We start from the raw sequence: 20,491 nt of genomic DNA, 5'->3' as shown, positions 1-20,491 counted from the left end.
CCACTCACCCGATCCGTTGTCTGGATCCGAGGATGCCCTGAGGGCGAACCACGAGGATCACGATCAAGACGAGAAGCCCGCCGATGTATTTGAGGTCGGGGTTGATGATCAGCGTCGAAAGCTGAACCAGCAGACCGACTATGACGCACCCGAGAAGCGCGCCGTAGGCGGTGCCGAGTCCGCCGAGAGTGATACCGGCGAACATCAGGAGCAGGAGTTTGAAGCCCATTTCCCACTGGACACGGCCGCCGAGTTCGGAGATGCCGAACAAGACGCCGCCGAGGGCAGCCAATCCGCCGCCCAGTCCCCAGACGAACATGATCACGCGTTCGACGTTGATGCCGGACGACGCGGCGAGATCGCGGTTGTCGGAGACGGCGCGCATCGCCTTGCCGATGCGCGTCTTCTGCAGAAGTAGTGCCACGCCGACCAACACGATCAGGCTGACCACCATGACAGCGGCATTGGCGTCGGTCAGTGCGATCGGTCCCCAGTTCTTCTCGACCTGACCTTGGTAGTCGTCGAAGGGTTCGGCGCGATCGGAGAAGAAGATCAGAATCAGGTAGCGCAAGGCGATGGCAAGACCGATCGAGACCACCAACTGCGCGATCAATCCGGTCTTACGTTTGCGCAAGGGTTTCCAGACGATCCCGTTGGTGAGCAATCCGATGCCGATGCCGACGATGATCGCGAGCAGCGTCGCCGGTATCAGGGGGATGCCGACCGAGGTGTTGAATGCCCACGCCGCGACGGCGCCCAGCGTCACCATCTCACCGTGCGCGAAGTTGGTCAGCCCGGTGGTTCCGTAGATCAGGCTCAATCCGACACCGGCGATGGCAATCACGAGTCCGAAGCGGAGACCGTCGACGGTAGTTCTGATGAGTTTTTCGCCGAAGCTCACATTGGAGGCGGTGCGCACTTCGCCGAACGAGAAGATCACGGTGTTCGCGCGGCCGGCGACCACTTCGCGTTCGACGGTGGCCTGCACGCTCACCCCGTCCGGAAGGGTGTCGGCAACAATTTCGAATGTGTAGACACCCGGCGCGACCGCCAATTCCCAGCGGCCGTTCTGGGCGGATTCGCCGGCGGCGACTTCGGTGCCGGACGAGTCGAGGGCGCGAACGGTCACGCCTTCGAGTCGTGTTCCACCGTTGTTGAGATTGCCACTGACGGGAACGGCATTGGCCGGCACTGCCGGTGCGGTGGATACGGTCGGAGATTCGGGGGTATCGGTCGGTTCCTGCGCCGACGCGGTTGCGGCGAATGTGAGTACAGCAACTATCACGAGCAGGGCAAAGGCCAGGATTCGGCTCAATGTGGCGAGGGTATGCCGTTTCACTACGGGTGGGGCCACGTACGTCCTCCGAGCGGGTCGGGACAAGGTTGCCGCGCAGTCAGCGAGGTGTCAGCCCGTTGCTGCGATTTCCGGACTCTAACGGCTCTGTTCGCTTCAGACGGGGTTCTGCGATTTCCGGCATGTTTCGGTTCCGTATCGAAGCCGCGCGCAGGGGCGATTGACCTGATTTCGGGCTGGTTCCTGCGTAAAGGACCGTGGGCGGCATGTGTGTCGGTCCGAATCCCTAGACTGATGAACCGTGAGCCCCGCAACCACGACTCGGTCCAGCACGTCCACCGCCGCTACCGGTACATCCGGCAAGGCAGACGATCGTCCACTTTTGATGCTTCTCGACGGGCATTCTCTGGCATTTCGTGCCTTCTACGCGTTGCCCGCGGAAAACTTCAAGACACAGAGTGGTCAAACCACCAATGCGGTGTACGGCTTCACGTCGATGCTGATCAATCTGCTCCGTGACGAACAGCCCACCCACTTGGCAGCTGCCTTCGACGTCTCCCGTCAGACGTTCCGCGCCGAGTTGTTTCCGGAATACAAGGCGCAACGAGCCAAGGCTCCGGACGAGTTCAAGGGGCAAATCGACATCACCAAGGACGTCCTCGGCGCCATGGGGATTCCGGTCATGGCCGAGGACGGCTTCGAAGCCGATGACGTCATCGCCACGTTGACGACGCAAGCCGAAGCGCTCGGGTACCGCGTACTCGTTGTCACGGGCGACCGCGACTCGCTTCAATTGGTCACGGAGAACGTGACGGTGCTGTATCCGAAGAAGGGCGTGTCGGAGCTCACCAGGTTCACGCCGGACGCGGTCGAGGAGAAGTACAACCTGTCACCGGCTCAGTACCCCGATTTCGCGGCGCTGCGCGGCGACCCGAGTGACAATCTTCCCGGCATTCCTGGAGTAGGGGAGAAGACCGCTACCAAGTGGATTCGCGAATACGGAGACCTTCAGGGTTTGGTCGACAACGTCGACAAGGTCCGGGGCAAGGTGGGCGATTCGTTGCGGGAGAACCTCGCCAACGTGTTGCTGAACCGTCAGCTCACCGAGATGATCCGCGACGTGCCGCTGCCGTACACACCGGAGCAGTTGGTTCTGGCTCCGTGGGATCGCGAGAAGATTCATGCGTTATTCGACGACCTCGAGTTCAAGGTTCTCCGAGATCGCCTGTTTGCGACCCTGTCATCTTCCGAGCCCGAAGCAGAAGAGGGTTTCGAGGTCAGCGGCGACGCACTTGCGCCGGGTGCGGTGGCGGAGTGGCTGGACGCACACGCGCGTACCGGATCCCGCCACGGCGTCACCGTCCTCGGAACGCGCAGCACGTTCGCTGGAGACGTCACAGCGCTTGCCATCGCTGCATCCGACGGCGAGTGTGCCTACATCTCCACCACCTCGGCTACTGCGGAAGACGAAGCAGCGCTGGGTGATTGGCTCGCCGATGTGTCTGCGCCCAAGGCTGTGCACGAGGCCAAGTGGGCAATTCACGCCTTGCGTGGACGCGGGTGGACCTTGGGTGGATTGACCAGCGACACCGCGCTCGCGGCCTATTTGGTGCGTCCGGGTCAGCGTTCCTTCAATCTCGACGACCTCTCGCTCCGTTACCTCAAGCGTGAACTGCGTGCCGAATCGTCGGGGCAGGAACAGCTTTCGCTGCTCGATGACACTGATCAGCTCGACGCCGAAGCGGCGGAAACGGCAATGCTCAGTGCCCAGGCCGTGCTCGACCTTGCACAGGCGCTCGACAATGAACTCGAGTCGATCGAGTCGACGTCACTGCTCTCGGACATGGAGTTGCCGTTGACAATCGAACTCGCTCAGATCGAGGCAACCGGTATCGCGGTCGACACCGCGCATCTGCACGATCTCCAGAGCCGGTTCGCCTCCGAAGTCTCCGACGCCGCCAACTCGGCGTATGCAGTGATCGACAAGCAGATCAATCTCGGCTCCCCGAAGCAGCTGCAAGTTGTGCTGTTCGAGGATCTCGACATGCCCAAGACCAAGAAGACCAAGACCGGGTACACCACAGACGCCGAGGCGTTGCAGGGCCTGTTCGACAAGACGGGGCACCCGTTCCTCGAGCACCTTCTCGCGCACCGCGACGCAACACGCATGAAGGTCACCGTGGACGGGCTGCTCAAGTCGGTCGCCGAGGACGGGCGGATCCACACCACGTTCAACCAGACCGTCGCCGCAACCGGACGCCTTTCTTCCACCGATCCCAACCTGCAGAACATTCCCGTGCGCAACCAAGCGGGACGCGAGATCCGCGACGGTTTTGTGGTCGGCAACGGCTTCGACGTTCTGCTGACCGCCGACTACAGCCAGATCGAAATGCGGATCATGGCCCACGTGTCGGGCGACGAAGGACTCATCGAGGCATTCAACACCGGTGAGGACCTGCACAGCTTTGTCGGTTCGCGCGCATTCGGTGTGCCGATCGAGGAGGTCACCCCGGAATTGCGTCGTCGGGTCAAGGCGATGTCGTACGGACTTGCCTACGGACTCAGTGCATACGGTTTGGCGTCACAACTCAAGATTTCGACCGAAGAGGCAAAGCAGCAGATGGATGCCTACTTCGCGCGATTCGGCGGAGTACGTGACTACCTCCACGCAGTGGTCGAGCAAGCTCGAAAGGACGGCTACACCTCGACGCTCTACGGCCGTCGTCGCTACCTGCCCGATCTCAACAGCGACAACCGTCAGCGCCGCGAAGTTGCCGAGCGCGCCGCGCTCAATGCGCCCATTCAGGGCACGGCAGCCGACATCATCAAGGTCGCGATGATCAACGTCCAGAAGGCACTTGCCGATGCGGGACTCGAGTCGCGGATGCTGTTGCAGGTTCACGACGAGTTGGTACTCGAGGTCGTGGCCGCCGAGCTCGAGCAGGTCACCGCGTTGGTCAAGGACAAGATGTCCACCGCTATCGAGCTGTCCGTTCCGCTTGATGTGTCGGTCGGCACCGGCCGCAGTTGGGACAGTGCCGCTCACTGAGGTCTGCAATGAAAAGTGGCGCAGGGCAATTCGATTGCCCTGCGCCACTTTTTGTTGTGAGAGTTACTCGGCGGAAGCTGACTGCTCTGCGATCTGCTTGCGAACCTCGTCCATGTCGAGCGCCTTGACCTGAGTGATCAGATCCTCGAGCGCGGGGGCGGGCAGAGCGCCGGCCTGGTTGAACACGAGGACACCTTCGCGGAAAGCCATGATCGTCGGGATGGAGCGGATGTTCGCCGCTGCGGCGATGCCCTGCTCGGCCTCGGTGTCGACCTTCGCATGGACAACGTCGGAGTGCTTGTCCGCGGAAGCCTCGAAAGTGGGAGCGAACTGGCGGCACGGGCCGCACCACGAAGCCCAGAAGTCCACGAGCACGACATCGCTGCCGTTGATGGTTTCGTCGAAGTTTGCCTGGGTGAGTGTCTGGGTGGCCACGAGGGTCCTTTCCATAGTTCGGTGCGCTGTGAAGCAGCAGCTGTTGGTGTGTGCAACGCCGAGGAATCGCCAATTCTTCCCTGCTGCGCCGACCGGACTGCGCACGAGGCCGCGTGGACGGGGCCGAAGTACCCGGTCAGGTACCTACGTCTACCTTTCTGAAGAGTCTTGTTAGTGCATCTACCTGCATAAATGCATATTTGCCCGGTGTTGAACGAGCTTGTAGGTCTGGAGATCTGCGCCAAGTTTGCGGCTCCGGGTGACGCGCGGCACATAAATTACGTGGTTCCAGGCGGAAAACCGAAACAGGTATGCCATGGGCAGTTCAGCGGAAGTCAGGAGCGCGAACCGCCGACAGAGTTGTGGGCATCGCCGCAACCCGATCGGGCTGCGGGACATCCTGAAGGGAAATCCACAAGCTCATGGCTGTACGCACAACCTCTCGAACCAACGCCGCTCTGACCCGCATTCTTCGAAGCGCCATCATTATCGGTGCACTCACCGCAGGGGCTTTTGCTTCGACTACCGCCGGCGCGAGTGCTCAACCGCTGGCGGCTCCGTCTCAGTCGACGCACGTTCAGCAGGTTGCGTTCTACTCGTCAGCCGGATCGCAGGCGGTGGGCGCGGCGGAGTCGAAGGTCGGGGCACCGTACGTGTGGGGCGCGACCGGACCTAGTTCGTTCGACTGCTCCGGATTGGTTCAGTGGGCATACGCGCAGGCCGGAGTGTCGATTCCCCGGACGACCTACGCACAGGAAGCCGGTGGTGTCCCCGTATCTCGAGGAGACCTGCAGCCGGGTGACCTGGTGCTCTACTACGGCGGCGACCACGTTGGCATCTACGCCGGCAACGGCACGGTAGTCCACGCGCCGACGTCCGGACAGTCGGTCACGTACGCGCCGGTCGACTCGATGCCTTTCCACGCCGCACGCCGGTACTGATCCAACGCCCCACAACGTCGCGAGGTGCAGAGAGTGATGGACAGTCGAACTACAGATATTCGATGCCTGACAATTCTGCACTGCGATGGGTGCGGAAGGTTGTCCGCACCACTGACGCAGTCCTGCCCTGAATGTGGCTGTCGGTTTCTCCACTCGGTTCCGTGCTGCGGCACAGGCACCATCGTCTCCTGGCGATATGTGCAAGGAGAGAATTGCGGGTCAGCATCTGCGCGGATTCCGATCATCGCGATTGTCGAGTTGGATGAAGGTCCGTGGTTGTACACGCTGATCGATTCTGTCCGGCACGCGATGCCTGACAAGCAGTCGCGAGTCGCGTTTCGGTGCAAGGAGCCGGGCGATCGGTTTCCCCACTTCAGCCTCACGTGACGTTTCGTGCCTGTTCGACAACCCATCCGGCGATCTGAGCACGTGAGCTGAACCCGAGCTTGGTCAGAATATGTTCGACGTGTCCCTGGGCGGTGCGAATCGAAATCACCAGTTTCGCGGCGATCGCTTTGTTCGTCAGCCCTTGGGCAACGAGGTCGGCGACTTCCGACTCGCGTTTGGTCAGGCTCGGTCCGATTTGGTTCGACGGAACAGTGACCGGTGGATTCTCGTCGAGCGCCAACGCCGTGGCCTCCGAGATCTTCAGCTTCGCGCCCTTCTTGAACTCGGTGTCGAATTTTCGAGCACCGAGCTGGAGTTTTGACACTCGTGCGCACTCCTCGTGATTGGCAGTCATGCCGAGAACACGGATCGCCGGAGTATCGATCTCGTCCAATAACGTCTGCACTGCGCCCATCAGCGCAGCGGCATGTCCGTAGCGCTTCGCGTCTGCCGCGATCCACGCCAGCACTTCCATGCACCATGCCGAACCGAACGGATCGTCCACGAGCCGAGCCAGTGTCAGCCCCTTCTTCAGCTGCGATTCCGCTCGCGCTTGGTTACCGTCGGACCACAATGCGAGCCCGAGATTCCAGCACGAACGTCCCCGGTACACGATCTCGCCCAGCGGTTCGGTGATCGAGAGCGACTCCTCGTAGCACTCGATGGCCCGGCTGGTGTCGCCAATTTGGTGGTAGGCCAGGCCGAGATGGTTCAGTGCCCAGACATGTCTCAGCAGGTTGTCCTCGGGGCGGAACACTTCGAATGCATGTGAGATGTCCGTGACTGCCTGCTTCGGGTTGCCGCTGAAGAGGGCAAGAACACCGCAGGCGTACGACGCGAGCGCATCCGCGTCCGGACTTCCCAGTGACTCCGCGCTCGCGCGCGCTTCCTCGGCAAGAGCAGCGCCCGCCTCGGTGTCGCCTTGGATGGATGCAAGCCGACAGTCAGCGTAGAGCGCTTCCAATCGGGCGACCGTCGGTGTCTCGGAGTCGCAGGCAAGGATTCGGTCGAACCAGTGTCGAGCTTCGCTGAACAGCCCTCGGGAGAACCAGAACGGAAAAATTGCCACGGCCATCCGAAGCCCAGCCTCCGTATGGTCTACGCCTGATTCCGAGATGCACAGCTCCATGGCCTCGTGCAGATTCGGCTGTTCCCGCCCCAACCGATCGATCCAGTCCAGTTGATTGGGTCCGATCCACTCGGCTGCTGCCCGTAATGCCAACTGCTCGAACCACTCTCGATGTCGACGTTGTAATTGTCCGGCTTCGCCGCATTCTTTCAATTTCTCCGCGCCGTACTCTCGCAGGGTCTCGAGGAATCGATACCGAACCACGGACGTCGGCTCCTCTCGAATGAGGATCGACTTGTCGATCAGCGATACAAGCACGTCCAGCACATCGGCCGATGTCAACTCGTCAGCGCAGATTCCCTCCACAGCATCCAACTCGAAGCCGCCGGTGAACACGGACAGCCGAGCCCACAGCTTCTGTTCGAGCGGGGTGCATAATTCGTAACTCCAGTCCATGCACAACTGCAGGGTTTGCTGGCGCGTCGGAGCCGTGCGGTTGCCTCCGGTCAGAAGCCGGTACCTGTCAGTGAGATGCTCGAGAATCTGAGTGGTGGACATCGAACGCAATCGGGCCGCCGCCAACTCGATGGGAAGTGGAAGCCCGTCGAGTTGATGGCAGATCTGCGTCACCGAGGCCCTGTTGTCCTCGGTGATCGCGAAGGTCGGAAGCACAGCGCATGCACGTTCGATGAACAACGTCACCGCGTCGTATCCCGACAATCCCTGCAGGGAGGGTGTTTGATCGTGATCCGGGACGGTCAGTGGTGACAGTCGGAGCACGCTCTCCCCGCCGATGCCGAGTGGTTCGCGGCTCGTGGCCAGGATTCGCAGCTCCGGGCAGGTCTGCAATAACGCTTGTGCCAGTGCAGCAATGGCATCGAGCATCTGCTCACAATTGTCGAGCACCAACAACGTTCGATGTGGACGCAGGTGCTCGACCAACGTCTGCTGTACCGGTCGGGCGGAGAGGTTCCGTAGCCCGAGGGAGGCGGTCACTGTTTCGGCCACCAGGGGCTCGTCTCGGATCTCGCCCAGTTCGACCAACCAGACTCCGTCGGGAAATGCTTGCCGGCAACTTCTCGCAACTTGCAGCGCAAGTCTGGTTTTACCGACACCGCCGACCCCGGCCAGTGTCACCAGCCTGTTGGCGGCCAGCGCCTTCTTCGTTTCGGTCAACTCGCGGCGACGCCCGACGAAACTGGTCAGATCGAGCGGTAGGTTCCCCATGTCGTCTCGGCCACGCGTCGAGGCGTTTCCGGACACGGGGCCGGTTCCACGTGGTGGCGAAAAGGTGGTGCGAGGCTTCGAGCTGTTCGAATTCGGGTCACCGAGTTCGGGATTCAATGCCATCTCGTCCAATGACCATCCGCGACGGCGTTGAGTTTGCCTGAGTTCCTCGCCGAATTCTGCGGCAGATGTGGGTCTGTCACCGGGATACACGGCCATCGCGTGTTCGAGGACTACACGTAAGTCGTGGGGGAGGTCGGGTTCGGTGGCGACGTCCGGAACCTGTCTGCCGGAAATGGCTGCGAGCAAGGTCGCGCCGAGGCTGTAAATGTCAGCAGCGGCATCCGACTGATCTCCGCGCAGGATCTCCGGAGCCGTGAACGCCGGCGAACCGGTGACGATGCCCTTGGCGGTTTCGAAGGCGTCGACCACGTGTACCCGCGGCCGGTCGTTGCGATAGCCGTTCACGTGAGCAATGCCGAAATCGGCAAGTTCAGGTTCGCCGTAGTCGCTCAGAAGCACGTTGGCCGGCTTCACGTCCCGATGGAGGATCCCCGCGCGGTGCGCAGTTTCCAACGCGCCCGCGACCTTGATTCCCAGGCGACATGCCGCCTCGCATTCGAACCGGCCATGGGCGTGGATCCACGCTGCCATCGAACCTTGAAGGTGGTACGGCATCACAATGTACGGCCGACCGCTGCTGGTCGCGCCCACCGACAGGACATTGAGAATATTCGGGTGCCCGGTCAATCGGCCCATCGCACGCTGTTCACGAAGGAATCGGGCGAGATTCTCGCTGTCGAATTCGCCGGTCAACACCTTGACGGCCACGACGCGGTCCAGAGCGGGCTGGGAACAACGGAATACCACACCGAATCCGCCGCGGCCGATCTCGCGGGCATCCGCGAATCCGGCCACCGTCAGTTCCGCGGTGACCAGGTCAGCCCGTGTCGGTCCGTCGTGCTGTGTTACTTCGCCGAGCTGCGTCGGCGGTGGATGATTCTCGATCATCAGTTACTTCGATCCGGTGCAATTGCTTTCGGTGTGTAAACGTCACCGAGAAAGCCTCGAGCGGACCGCAGCGCGGTCGCTCGAACATGCACACGTCACTTCTCGGCGAGTATCTACAGGGTAACTCTGCTCGCGGATTGTGGGGAAAATCACGCCTACGGGGATTCGGGCTGTGTGACAGCCCGGAATGTTCGCCGGTAAGCCTGTGGTGTCGTGCACCGTAATCGGAGAAAGTGCTGGCGAAGGACCGCGCCACCGCCGAAACCCACCCGTTCGGCTATGACGTCGACAGGTAGATCACTGTTTTCGAGTAATTGCTGCGCCGCGAGGACGCGTTGATCGCTGAGCCAGCGAGCCGGGGTTGCACCTGTTTCAGATTGGAAACGGCGGGCGAAGGTTCGAGGCGACATGTTGGCGCGCGCAGCCACCCGCGTCACCGTGAGGTTCTCGGCAAGGTGTGCCGTCATCCAGTCGAGTAACGGACTCAGCGTTGTATCGGGAACTGTGGCAAGGGGACTGGCGACGTACTGAGCTTGTCCGCCATCGCGGTGTGGCGGAACAACCATGCGTCTGGCGATCCCGTTCGCGACGCGACTGCCCTGTTCTTTCCGGACGATATGCAGACACAGGTCGATGCCCGCAGCTGTTCCGGCACTCGTGAAAACAGGATCCTCGTCGACGTACAACACGTCTGGATCGACCTTGGCGTCCGGATAGGCGTCGGCCAATCGCTTGGCGTGGCGCCAATGGGTGGTGCACCGCTTTCCGTCGAGTAAGCCTGCCGCTCCCAATATGAAGGCGCCGGTACACAGACTTGCCACCTTCGCGCCGCGGCTCACCGCGTCCTGGAGTTTGAGTAGGAGCGGATCGGCGCTCGAATCGGGGCGCGGGGCGCACATGTAGTCGTCGTCTGCGGCGTAGGTCCCGCCGGCCGACACGATGATCAGATCCGCGTCGTCGAGAGCGTCCAGGTTGTACGGAACGTCGATGCCGTATCCGAACCGGGTTCGGATCGGTCCTGGAACTGCCGCGACCAACGAGAAATCGTACGTCGGCAAGTTTTCGTCCGAGCGATCGAATCCGAACACCTCGCAGGCCACCCCGAGTTCGAAAGCCTCCGTCATCGGCATCAGTGGGACCACCACTTTTTCGAGCATGTGTCGAGTCTGACAGAAAAATGACGTCGTGGCAGAAAATCGTTCAAGTATGGCATTTCTGCCACTATTGCTGCATGTACTACTGCGTCAAGCTTTGTACATGGCAATCATCATCGTCAGTCTGATCGTCCTCGTCACCCTCAACGTCCTGGCTCTGACCGGGCGCACTCCCGACACTCGCCGCGACGTGAGCCCCCACGGCGAATTCACCTTGTGAGGGCGAGCCTGCTCTTCCAGTACGTCGCCGCGTCGATGGTGTGGGGCGCAAGCTTCCTCTTCATGAAGATCGGCCTCGAAGGATTGTCCTTCACTCAAGTTGTCCTGTGGCGCTTGGTTTTCGGTGCACTGGCGTTGGTGATCGTTTCGGCGATCAATCGGATCGGATTGCCGCAGGATCGTCGAATCTGGAAGCACATGTCCTTTCTGGCGGCGATGCAATGTGTAGCTCCGTGGCTGTTGTTCAGTTGGGCCGAGCAGAGCATGTCGTCGGGGCTCGCCAGCATCTACAACGCCACGACACCGCTCATGACGATGGCGGCGTCCCTCGCATTCCTGCCCGGGGAGAGCTTGACCAGATTCAAAGCCACAGGCCTCATGCTCGGGTTCTTCGGTGTTCTGATTGTGCTGTCCCCGTGGAACATCGGAGTTGGTGGAAGCGTCAGCGCGCAGATCGCCTGTCTTGGAGCTACCGCGTCGTATGGCGTCTCGTTTGTCTACCTCCGTCGCTTCGTCCTTCCGCTCGGTGTTGATACCCGCACCATCGCGTTGCTGCAGATCAGCATCGGGGCATTGTTCATGGTGCTCGCGTCGCCGGTCATCGCCAACACACCGATGCACCTGACACCGGCAATCATCGGGTCGATGATCGCTCTCGGCGCATTCGGAACAGGATTGGCATTTATCTGGAACACCAACGTCGTGCAGGGGTGGGGTCCGACAGCGGCCTCGACTGTCACCTATCTCAGCCCAGTCGTCGGCGTTGCGCTTGGCGCGATAGTGCTCGGCGAGAGCATCGGCTGGAATCAACCACTCGGAGCGTTGATCGTGATCGCGGGAATCCTGGTCACCAGGCGGGCAACTCGATCGCTCACGCCGGCGGTGTCAGTGACCACTCCAATTTCTGTTCGCCGTCCCACCGTCTGATCGGACCGCAATCGCCGGCGATCACGTCCTTGCTCAGTAGGGAGATCGCGCCGCCCAGTTGATCCGGCTCGATCCGCCGAGCCAACGTCACATGTGGCGTCCACGTACCCGGTTCGATGTGCCCGGGAATGCCACTGGACCCGGCTGCGGCGTCGAAGACATCACGGTGAAGTCGCAGGAGCGCTCTCGACGGGATGACAGAACGTGCCAATACGAACTGCCTGCCGCCGAACACGATGTAACCACCCAATCTGATTTCGAAGGGTGGTAGCGAGAACCGTCTGGTCAGGACCTCGTCGACCTCAGGCGGAATCGCACGCGCGACAAACAACGTGATGTGCGGTCGATTGCTCTCGCGCACCATTTTTCCCTGACTCGGTAGACCTGCGTCAGCGAGCGCAGACCACTGACCGCGTATCGCCGACTCACTCGACTCGCCGAGTAACAACTCCACCGACTGGACCATGATGGGTAATGATTGCCCGATGACAGGTACGAGTGCAATCGGATCATCGGGCCTGCGGCTGGGACTCATGCGCGGCGACGGAATCGGTCAGGATATCGTCCCGGCCACTCGGGAGATCGTGGACGGCGCAATGTCCTCGGTTCACGCCCAACCAGTGGAGTGGGTGGAACTGCCGCTCGGCTTCGAAGCCATCGACAGTCACGGGACACCGATTCCCGACGAGACACTCACGGCACTCGAGCAGCTACCCGGATGGATCCTCGGACCACATGACAGCGCGTCGTACCCGAGCGAGTTTCGTGGACAGCTGACGCCCGGCGGTGTGATCCGAAAGAAGTTCGAACTCTTTGCGAACATCCGTCCGGCCGCTGTTCTGAGCGGAGTGAAGGCGACTGTTCCGGACATGGACTTGGTGATCGTCCGCGAGAACACCGAGGGGCTGTACGCAGACCGCAACATGGCTGTCGGTAGCGGTGAATTCATGCCGACGCCGGACCTCGCACTGGCGGTTGGCGTTTTCACGCGCGCAGCGTGCGAGCGAATAGCCCGAACGGCGTTCGCTCTGGCGACGCGTCGACGCAATCACGTCACCATCGTCCACAAAGCGAATGTCCTCACCCTTACCACCGGGCTTTTCCGCGATGCCTGCCGCACTGTGGCCGCCGATTTCCCTCATGTCGTTGTCGACGATGAACATGTCGATGCCATGGCCGCACTTCTGGTTCGGCGAGGTGGAGATTTCGATGTCGTAGTCACCGAGAACATGTTCGGCGACATCCTGTCAGACCTGGCAGGAGAGTTGGCCGGCTCGCTCGGGACAGCGCCGTCGATCAATGTCTCGGACACTCGAGTCATGGCGCAGGCTGCGCACGGAGCGGCGCCGGACATAGCGGGCAAGAACCGAGCCAACCCCACAGCCATGTTTCTCTCGAGTGCGATGATGCTGGACTGGCTGGCAGATGTCCGTCGCGAACCTGTGTTGTCGGCTGCGGCGCGTCGAATCAGAAATGCGGTGAACGCCACTATTTCCTCGGGAATCGCGACCGCTGACCTTGGCGGCCTTGCGTCCACCAGCGAATTCGCCGAAGTGGTGTACGCGCATACACTTCGTCGCTGATTCTTGTATCGCACGGGTGGGGAAGGAGTTCGGAATCGTTAGTCGAGGAAGTCCTGCCGTACCCTACCGTTCTACTGAATTTCGAATGAGCGTTGCTCGATGCGGCGATCGACGAGTGGAGAGCAGAGTCGTGGTCGGTGAAAACGCGCGAGCAAGAGTGTTTCGTCGCGGGGGAGTACGCATACATCTCGTTCGGCTCCTGTTGGTCGGCGTGATTGTCGCGCTCTGCGGGGGATGTGTGGTCAACGACGAAGGTCTTGTGCCGGAAGGTCCTCCACTCACGGTGCAGAAGGTGCCTGAGATTGCGGCGCTGTTGCCACCGAAGGTCGCTGAAACCGGCAAGCTCCAGATCGGGGTGAACATTCCCTACGCGCCCAACGAATTCAAGGACGCGGACGGCAACATCGTCGGATTCGACGTCGACTTGATGAAAGCTGTTGCGGCAGTGCTCGGAGTCGAGGCGGTCTTCAACCAAGCGGACTTCGACAAGATCATTCCCGCAATCCAATCGGGGAGCTACGACATGGGAATGTCGTCGTTCACCGATTCCAAGGAGCGCGAGAAGACGGTCGACTTCGTGACCTACTACAGCGCAGGCATTCAATGGGCGCAGCGCCCGGACAATCCTGTCGATCCGAACAATGCGTGTGGGCTGCGGGTCGCGGTCCAAACCACGACGACCGAGGACATCGACGAAGTGCCTGCAAAGAGCGAGGCATGTGTTGCCGCAGGCAAACCGCCGATCGAGAAGGTCAAGTACGACAGCCAGGACGACGCGGCGAATGCGCTCATCCTCGGCCGAGTCGACGCACTGTCCGCGGACTCGCCGGTCACCGGCTACGCGATCAAGCGCAGCAAGGGCCGAATGGAAGCGGCGGGTGAGCCCTTCGATTCGGCACCGTACGGTTGGCCGATCGTCAAGGGCTCGGAGCTGGGTCCCGCACTTCAGCAGGCCATGCAGTACCTGATCGACAACGGCGTCTATCAACAGATCGCTCAGACGTGGAGCGTCGAGGCCGGCGTCATCGAAGTATCCAAGATCAACGGCGCGGAGAGCTGATGAACATGACAACAACCGAGAGTGGCGATCCGGCGCCGATCAAGGCGATCCCACTGCGCAGACCTGGTCGCTGGATAGCTGCGATCGTCGTAGTGGTGTTGTTCGGACTGTTCGTCTACGGGGCGGCGACCAACGACGCGTTCGGATGGGGAACCTACGGTCGGTATCTGTTCGACTCGCGAATCAGCGCGGCAGCGTGGAAGACCATCCAACTGACAGTGCTGTCGATGGTGATCGCGATAGTCCTTGGCGTGATTTTGGCTGTGATGAGGTTGTCACCCAACCCTGTCCTCAGGACAGCCGCTTGGGGGTATCTCTGGATCTTTCGTGGCACGCCCGTGTACGTCCAATTGGTGTTCTGGGGGCTGTTTCCGTCGATCTACAAGAGCCTCGATCTCGGTATCCCGTTTGTGCATCAGTTCGTGCACATCGATCTACAGGGAATCCAGGCGGCGTTCCTTTTTGCCGTCATCGGGTTGGCATTGAACGAGGCTGCCTACATGGCGGAAATCGTCCGAGCCGGAGTGAGTTCGGTCAACGAGGGACAGACCGAAGCATCCATCGCGTTGGGCATGACGTGGAGCCAGACCATGCGCCGAACGGTTCTCCCACAGGCGATGCGCGTGATTATCCCGCCGACGGGCAACGAGTTGATCAGCATGCTCAAGACGACGTCGCTGGTGTCCGCAGTTCCGTACAGCTTGGAGTTGTACGGTCGTGCCAGAGATATTTCGGGTGCAAACTTCGAGCCGATTCCATTGCTCATGGTTGCGGCAACCTGGTACCTCGCGATCACCAGCCTGCTGATGATCGGCCAGTTCTACGTCGAGCGGTACTACTCGAAGGGTGCCACGCGAGCACTGACCACACGCCAGCTTCAGGCGCTTGCCGATGCGCAAGGCAACGCGACGGTAGTGGAGACACTCCCGGACACTCCCGGAGGAGAACGCAAATGACACCGATGGTCAAGGCAGATCGAGTGTGCAAGAACTTCGGCGCACTCCAGGTTCTCAAAGGCGTGTCACTCGAAATCGATCGTGGGCAGGTGCTCTGCCTGGTCGGTCCGTCCGGGTCGGGCAAGTCGACCTTTTTGCGCTGCATCAACCACCTCGAACAGGTCAATGCCGGACGCCTGTATGTCGACGGCGACCTCGTCGGTTACTCGGAGAAGAACGGCAAGCTTTACGAACTGCACCCACGGGCGGCGGCGAAGCAACGTCAGGACATCGGCATGGTGTTCCAGCACTTCAACTTGTTCCCGCACCGAACTGCGTTGGAAAACATCATCGAAGCGCCCACCCAGGTGAAGCGCGTCAGCAAGAAGAAGGCAATCGAGCGGGCAAAGGATCTGCTCGATCAGGTCGGTTTGAGCGCCAAGGCAAACGCATACCCCGCCCAGTTGTCCGGTGGACAGCAACAGCGCGTTGCCATCGCGCGGGCACTCGCGATGGACCCGAAACTGATGCTCTTCGACGAGCCGACGTCGGCTCTCGATCCGGAACTCGTCGGTGAAGTTCTGACAGTCATGAAACAACTCGCCAAAGACGGTATGACGATGGTCGTCGTCACTCACGAGATGGGCTTCGCCCGTGAGGTTGCCGATCAGCTGGTGTTCATGGACGGCGGAGTTGTCGTCGAATCCGGTGAGCCGCGACAACTTCTGGCCAACCCGCAGCAGGATCGCACCAAGGCATTCCTGTCGAATCTGCTGTAGCTCTCAGGGTTTGACGGCGCTGAATATCGCGGTGCCCGGAAAGAGCTGGCCGCGTAGAGGACTCCACTGTCCCCACTCGCGGTCCAGCCACTCCGGCCACTCCGGTTCGATGATGTCGTGAACCTGCAGGCCGGCCGCCACCAGTTCGCGGACGCGGTCGCCGATCGTGCGGTGGTGCTCGACGTAGGTGGGTACGCCGTTGTCGTCGACCTCGACGTAGGGCGTGCGGTCGAAGTAGGGGAGTGTCGCAGTCAGTCCCTTGGGTCCTGGGTCGTCGGGGAAGATCCAGCGAATCGGATGGTTGACCGCAAACACCCACTTGCCGCCCGGCCGTAGAACTCGCGCTACTTCGTTCATCACTTGCTGCGAATCGGCCACGAACGGAACGGCTCCGAAAGCGGAGCAGACGATGTCGAAGCTCGCGTCGGCAAACGGCAGCAATTCGGCGCTCGCCTGGATCAGCGGTACGCGTGGTCCGCCGGCAGTCATAGCGTCGACTCCGCGCGAGAGCATGCCCATCGAAATATCGAGTCCGACGGCCCGGGCGCCGTGACCGGCCAGCCACCGGGCGCAGGGTGCGGAGCCGCACCCTACTTCGAGGATGTCCTTGTCGACGATGTCGCCGAGCAGGTGGTGATCGCCTTCGTGTAGACCCTCGGGGCACCAGACGAATTCACCGTCTGCGCTGTTCACGCCCAGAAACTCGCCATGAGTACGGTGGTAGTCCTCGGCGTCTGCGTCCCACCACGCGCGGCTGGCGCGGTCGCTCGCATCGGAGTCGACCCGGGCCCTGCCGACTCCGCTGGTCCCGAGAATGGAATTGGCGGCAGCGTGGCGATCGTCAGACATGTCGAACAGACTAGAGCGCTACCAGCGGCGACAGGGTACCCGGGTTTGCCCGCTCGCACCGCCGACGCGTAGTCTTACCCACGCGAGTGTCTGTCATTCAGTCGAATATCTGTACTAGGCCTTTACCGAGGCCTTGGATCGGCGTGAACGAGAGATCTTGTGGTGCACCGTTCGGGTGCGGAATGTGTTTCGGTTTCCGGTTGTTAGTTTCTGTGCAACTGGGTACTGCATTCCGGTACCTACAATGTTGCATCTCGTCCGACAAAATCCATCAACCGACCACAACTCGTCCGGAGCAATTCAACATATGCCCTCCACAACCGTCACCTCGCCGCAGGTTGCCATTAACGACATTGGCTCTGCCGAGGACTTCCTCGCCGCCATCGACGCAACGATCAAGTACTTCAACGATGGCGACATCGTCGAAGGCACCATCGTCAAGGTCGACCGCGACGAGGTTCTGCTCGACATCGGTTACAAGACCGAAGGTGTCATCCCTTCTCGTGAGCTCTCCATCAAGCACGACGTCGACCCCAACGAGGTCGTCTCCGTGGGAGATGCGGTCGAGGCTCTCGTCCTCACCAAGGAGGACAAAGAAGGTCGACTGATCCTGTCGAAGAAGCGTGCTCAGTACGAGCGTGCCTGGGGCACCATCGAGGAGCTCAAGGAGAAGGACGAGGCCGTCAAGGGCACCGTCATCGAGGTCGTCAAGGGCGGCCTCATCCTTGACATCGGCCTTCGTGGCTTCCTCCCCGCCTCGCTCGTCGAAATGCGTCGCGTCCGCGACCTCCAGCCGTACGTCGGCAAGGAGATCGAGGCCAAGATCATCGAGCTCGACAAGAACCGCAACAACGTGGTCCTGTCGCGCCGTGCATGGCTCGAGCAGACTCAGTCCGAGGTTCGCAGCGAATTCCTGCACCAGCTCCAGAAGGGCCAGGTCCGCAAGGGCGTCGTGTCCTCCATCGTCAACTTCGGTGCATTCGTGGACCTGGGCGGCGTAGACGGTCTGGTTCACGTTTCCGAGCTGTCTTGGAAGCACATCGATCACCCGTCCGAGGTTGTCGAGGTCGGCACCGAGGTCACCGTCGAGGTTCTCGACGTCGACCTGGACCGCGAGCGCGTCTCCCTGTCGCTCAAGGCAACGCAGGAAGATCCGTGGCGTCAGTTCGCCCGCACGCACGCCATCGGCCAGATCGTGCCCGGCAAGGTCACGAAGCTGGTTCCGTTCGGTGCATTCGTGCGCGTCGAAGAGGGAATCGAAGGCCTCGTTCACATCTCGGAGCTGGCTGAGCGCCACGTCGAGGTTCCGGACCAGGTTGTCGGCGTCGGCGACGATGCACTCGTCAAGGTCATCGACATCGACCTCGAGCGTCGTCGTATCTCGCTGTCGCTGAAGCAGGCCAACGAGGATTACAACGCCGAGTTCGATCCGTCCAAGTACGGCATGGCCGACTCGTACGACGAGCAGGGCAACTACATCTTCCCCGAGGGCTTCGATCCCGAGACCAACGAATGGCTCGAGGGCTTCGACAAGCAGCGCGAAGAGTGGGAGAACCGCTACGCCGAGGCTGAGCGTCGTCACAAGATGCACACCGTTCAGATGGAGAAGACCGCTGCAGACGAGGCCGCTGAAGCTGCCACCGCTGCTGCCGGCTACTCCTCGGAGACGGCTTCTGCAGACGACGAAGAGGCTCCGGCCTCTGCAGGCTCCGCTCCGGCAGAGTCCGCTGGTGGATCGCTTGCAAGCGATGCACAGCTCGCCGCACTTCGCGAGAAGCTGTCGGGCAACGCATAAGGATTACCGCTTGATCTGATCAAGCGAGATCTGTGAAAGAACCCCGCTCCTGCGCAAGCAGGAGCGGGGTTCTTTTGTTGTGTGGCACAAGTATTCGCGTCACACCGGTTGTCGCATGGGAGGAAATGCGACAGCCACCAGTCTGGCGACTGGTGGCTGTCGGGTGAAAGCTGCGGTGCTGCTAGGTCAAGCGGTGGTGGCCGGAGCCGGGACCCAATACGTCGCGGTGGCTTCGGCTGTGCGCTTGCGCATCGACGCGAAGCTGTGACGGCCCTGGCTCACGAGGACGGTGAACCACGTTCGCCGATGTTCGGCCAATGCAAAGGCAACCTCGGGAAATTCGATACAGTGCACGCCGTTCGGCATTCCGAGGCGATGCTGACCAAGATGGTCACGATCTGCTCGCATGGCGTCCACTTTCTCGAGAAGGTGCAGGGCGTTCGCTAGAACTTAACCACACGGATTGCCTTTATTGTGGTATTTGCGTCTCGAGTTGTGTGGCGTGTTCAATTTCAGGACTCGAATCTCGTGCCGTGAGCATAGGTGAGAGACTGTCCGTTGTGTTGAGAGTTGGCCTCACTGGAGGCATCGGAGCCGGCAAGTCGACTGTGTCGAAAATCCTCACCGAACTGGGAGCAGTGATCGTTGATGCCGATCTGATCGCCCGAGAGGTCGTAGAACCCGGTACTCCGGGGTTGGCTGCGTTGGCGCAGGCGTTCGGTGACGGCATCATCGCGCCGGACGGCACCCTCGATCGACCCGCGCTTGCGGCGTTGGCGTTTGCCGACGACGCTTCCCGCGGCACTCTCAATTCGATCCTGCATCCGTTGATCGGCCATCGTACGGCCGAAGCCATTGATGCTGCGCCAGCGAATTCTGTTCTGGTGCAGGATATCCCGCTGCTTGTCGAAGCTGGAATGGCTCCGGCGTTCAATATGGTTGTCATCGTGTACGTCGACGCCGAAGAACGCGTCCGGCGGTTGGTCGAGTCACGTGGGATGCCCGAGAGCGATGCCAGGGCGCGGATCGCGGCGCAGGCGACCGACGATCAGCGCCGCGCCGTTGCGGACGTCTGGCTCGACAACAGCGGTGATCCAGGCGCCCTGGACGCTGTGGTCCGTGAACTGTGGGCCAATCGAATCGCACCGTTCGAGGAGAATCTGCGCACCGGAACAGCGGTTCGTGTACTTCCTGAGCTGAGCCCCGCGGATCCGCAGTGGCCGGTGCAAGCAACTCGCCTGATCAACCGGTTGGCACTGCTGTGTGGTGATCGAGCCACGCGTATCGATCACATCGGTTCCACTGCCGTACCGGGACTCGACGCGAAGGACGTGATCGATCTTCAGATCACTGTCGAACACATCGGGATTGCGGACGACTTGGCCGCTGACCTTGCAACTGGTGGTTTTCCGCGTCTCGAGAATATCGTCGCGGACGATCCGAAACCTGCCTATGTCGGGGGTGAAACCGATCCGAGCGTGTGGGCGAAGCGGATTCATTCCAGCGCAGATCCGGGTCGGCCGGTGAACATCCATATTCGTGTCGACGGTTGGCCGGGCCAGCAATTTGCCGTGTTGTTCCGTGACTGGCTGCGGGCGGATGACGACGCCCGTGCGGAGTATGCCGCGTTGAAGGTCCGGGCCGCGGAGCACGCGTCCGGAATAGATGATTACGACAAGGCGATGGATGCGTACCTCGCGGTCAAGACACCCTGGTTCGACGCGGCGTTCCACCGTGCGTGGGAATGGGCAGACAAGTCGGGTTGGACGGCCTGACG

General features: G+C 61.2%; 16 protein-coding genes. 9 read left to right on the top strand and 7 right to left on the bottom strand.

Annotated elements, in window-relative coordinates:
- Window positions 1-4 precede the first annotated feature (4 nt).
- The gene (locus tag C7T36_RS00380; protein ID WP_202025948.1) at window positions 5-1,315 is read right to left on the bottom strand and encodes a branched-chain amino acid ABC transporter permease; all 1,311 of its coding nucleotides are present in this window, start codon (window positions 1,313-1,315) and stop codon (window positions 5-7) included.
- 280 nt (window positions 1,316-1,595) lie between these two features.
- Between C7T36_RS00380 and polA the strand changes: the two genes are divergently transcribed.
- Window positions 1,596-4,343 (top strand): DNA polymerase I, encoded by a 2,748-nt coding sequence (gene polA / locus C7T36_RS00375; protein WP_033230836.1) that lies wholly within the window; start codon window positions 1,596-1,598, stop codon window positions 4,341-4,343.
- 63 nt (window positions 4,344-4,406) lie between these two features.
- Here polA and trxA read toward each other — a convergent pair whose 3' ends face one another.
- Window positions 4,407-4,778 (bottom strand): thioredoxin, encoded by a 372-nt coding sequence (trxA, locus tag C7T36_RS00370; RefSeq protein WP_033230835.1) that lies wholly within the window; start codon window positions 4,776-4,778, stop codon window positions 4,407-4,409.
- 422 nt (window positions 4,779-5,200) lie between these two features.
- Between trxA and C7T36_RS00365 the strand changes: the two genes are divergently transcribed.
- Window positions 5,201-5,719, top strand: a complete 519-nt coding sequence (locus tag C7T36_RS00365; RefSeq protein WP_045070047.1) for a C40 family peptidase — start codon at window positions 5,201-5,203, stop codon at window positions 5,717-5,719.
- 379 nt (window positions 5,720-6,098) lie between these two features.
- Here the strand turns inward: C7T36_RS00365 and C7T36_RS00355 are convergent, their stop codons facing one another.
- Together C7T36_RS00355 and C7T36_RS00350 are read right to left on the bottom strand one after the other, a co-directional pair.
- A complete protein-coding gene (locus tag C7T36_RS00355) occupies window positions 6,099-9,413 on the bottom strand; it encodes a protein kinase (RefSeq protein WP_084703001.1) in 3,315 nt (1,104 codons plus the stop codon).
- 155 nt (window positions 9,414-9,568) lie between these two features.
- Entirely contained in the window at window positions 9,569-10,570 is a 1,002-nt protein-coding gene (locus C7T36_RS00350) for a helix-turn-helix domain-containing protein (RefSeq protein WP_045070043.1), read from the bottom strand.
- A gap of 213 nt (window positions 10,571-10,783) precedes the next feature.
- Between C7T36_RS00350 and C7T36_RS00340 the strand changes: the two genes are divergently transcribed.
- On the top strand, window positions 10,784-11,713 hold the full coding sequence (locus C7T36_RS00340; protein WP_045070041.1) for a DMT family transporter: 930 nt from the start codon (window positions 10,784-10,786) through the stop codon (window positions 11,711-11,713).
- Here the strand turns inward: C7T36_RS00340 and C7T36_RS00335 are convergent.
- Window positions 11,658-12,179: a 2'-5' RNA ligase family protein gene (locus C7T36_RS00335; RefSeq protein ID WP_033230829.1), complete on the bottom strand. Its 522-nt coding sequence runs from the start codon at window positions 12,177-12,179 to the stop codon at window positions 11,658-11,660. The genes C7T36_RS00340 and C7T36_RS00335 overlap by 56 nt on opposite strands.
- 19 nt (window positions 12,180-12,198) lie before the next feature.
- Here C7T36_RS00335 and C7T36_RS00330 point away from each other — a divergent pair, with 19 nt between their 5' ends.
- From C7T36_RS00330 to C7T36_RS00315, 4 genes are all read left to right on the top strand, one after another.
- A complete protein-coding gene (locus tag C7T36_RS00330; RefSeq protein ID WP_045071032.1) occupies window positions 12,199-13,296 on the top strand; it encodes an isocitrate/isopropylmalate dehydrogenase family protein in 1,098 nt (365 codons plus the stop codon).
- A gap of 85 nt (window positions 13,297-13,381) precedes the next feature.
- Complete coding sequence (locus C7T36_RS00325) at window positions 13,382-14,356, top strand: ABC transporter substrate-binding protein (RefSeq protein WP_242484549.1); 975 nt, start codon at window positions 13,382-13,384, stop codon at window positions 14,354-14,356.
- The gene (locus C7T36_RS00320) at window positions 14,356-15,312 is read left to right on the top strand and encodes an amino acid ABC transporter permease (protein WP_084702999.1); all 957 of its coding nucleotides are present in this window, start codon (window positions 14,356-14,358) and stop codon (window positions 15,310-15,312) included. Before C7T36_RS00325 ends, C7T36_RS00320 begins: the two co-directional genes overlap by 1 nt.
- Entirely contained in the window at window positions 15,309-16,070 is a 762-nt protein-coding gene (locus tag C7T36_RS00315; RefSeq protein WP_033230826.1) for an amino acid ABC transporter ATP-binding protein, read from the top strand. Before C7T36_RS00320 ends, C7T36_RS00315 begins: the two co-directional genes overlap by 4 nt.
- A 3-nt stretch (window positions 16,071-16,073) precedes the next feature.
- Here C7T36_RS00315 and C7T36_RS00310 read toward each other — a convergent pair whose 3' ends face one another.
- A complete protein-coding gene (locus tag C7T36_RS00310) occupies window positions 16,074-16,919 on the bottom strand; it encodes a class I SAM-dependent methyltransferase (protein WP_033230825.1) in 846 nt (281 codons plus the stop codon).
- Window positions 16,920-17,226: 307 nt separating this feature from the next.
- Between C7T36_RS00310 and rpsA the strand changes: the two genes are divergently transcribed.
- Window positions 17,227-18,714, top strand: coding sequence for a 30S ribosomal protein S1 (rpsA, locus tag C7T36_RS00305; protein WP_033230824.1), 1,488 nt, complete (start codon window positions 17,227-17,229; stop codon window positions 18,712-18,714).
- 186 nt (window positions 18,715-18,900) lie between these two features.
- Here rpsA and C7T36_RS00300 read toward each other — a convergent pair whose 3' ends face one another.
- Window positions 18,901-19,122, bottom strand: a complete 222-nt coding sequence (locus C7T36_RS00300) for a hypothetical protein (RefSeq protein ID WP_033230823.1) — start codon at window positions 19,120-19,122, stop codon at window positions 18,901-18,903.
- 152 nt (window positions 19,123-19,274) lie between these two features.
- Between C7T36_RS00300 and coaE the strand changes: the two genes are divergently transcribed.
- Window positions 19,275-20,489, top strand: a complete 1,215-nt coding sequence (coaE, locus tag C7T36_RS00295) for a dephospho-CoA kinase (RefSeq protein ID WP_045070039.1) — start codon at window positions 19,275-19,277, stop codon at window positions 20,487-20,489.
- Window positions 20,490-20,491: the final 2 nt, after the last annotated feature.

Origin of the sequence: Rhodococcus sp. AD45-ID (genome assembly GCF_003023755.1) — a bacterium.
Taxonomy (GTDB): Bacteria; Actinomycetota; Actinomycetes; order Mycobacteriales; family Mycobacteriaceae; genus Rhodococcus_F; species Rhodococcus_F globerula.
This window is presented reverse-complemented; position numbering and strand designations above follow the sequence as displayed.

Coding starts and splice junctions, on each gene's coding strand:
- C7T36_RS00365 (WP_045070047.1), top strand. CDS start 5,201: ATGGCTGTACGCACAACCTCTCGAACCAACGCCGCTCTGACCCGCATT.
- C7T36_RS00355 (WP_084703001.1), bottom strand. CDS start 9,413: ATGATCGAGAATCATCCACCGCCGACGCAGCTCGGCGAAGTAACACAG.
- C7T36_RS00350 (WP_045070043.1), bottom strand. CDS start 10,570: ATGCTCGAAAAAGTGGTGGTCCCACTGATGCCGATGACGGAGGCTTTC.
- C7T36_RS00335 (WP_033230829.1), bottom strand. CDS start 12,179: ATGGTCCAGTCGGTGGAGTTGTTACTCGGCGAGTCGAGTGAGTCGGCG.
- C7T36_RS00330 (WP_045071032.1), top strand. CDS start 12,199: ATGACAGGTACGAGTGCAATCGGATCATCGGGCCTGCGGCTGGGACTC.
- C7T36_RS00325 (WP_242484549.1), top strand. CDS start 13,382: ATGAGCGTTGCTCGATGCGGCGATCGACGAGTGGAGAGCAGAGTCGTG.
- C7T36_RS00320 (WP_084702999.1), top strand. CDS start 14,356: ATGAACATGACAACAACCGAGAGTGGCGATCCGGCGCCGATCAAGGCG.
- C7T36_RS00315 (WP_033230826.1), top strand. CDS start 15,309: ATGACACCGATGGTCAAGGCAGATCGAGTGTGCAAGAACTTCGGCGCA.
- C7T36_RS00310 (WP_033230825.1), bottom strand. CDS start 16,919: ATGTCTGACGATCGCCACGCTGCCGCCAATTCCATTCTCGGGACCAGC.
- rpsA (WP_033230824.1), top strand. CDS start 17,227: ATGCCCTCCACAACCGTCACCTCGCCGCAGGTTGCCATTAACGACATT.
- C7T36_RS00300 (WP_033230823.1), bottom strand. CDS start 19,122: ATGCGAGCAGATCGTGACCATCTTGGTCAGCATCGCCTCGGAATGCCG.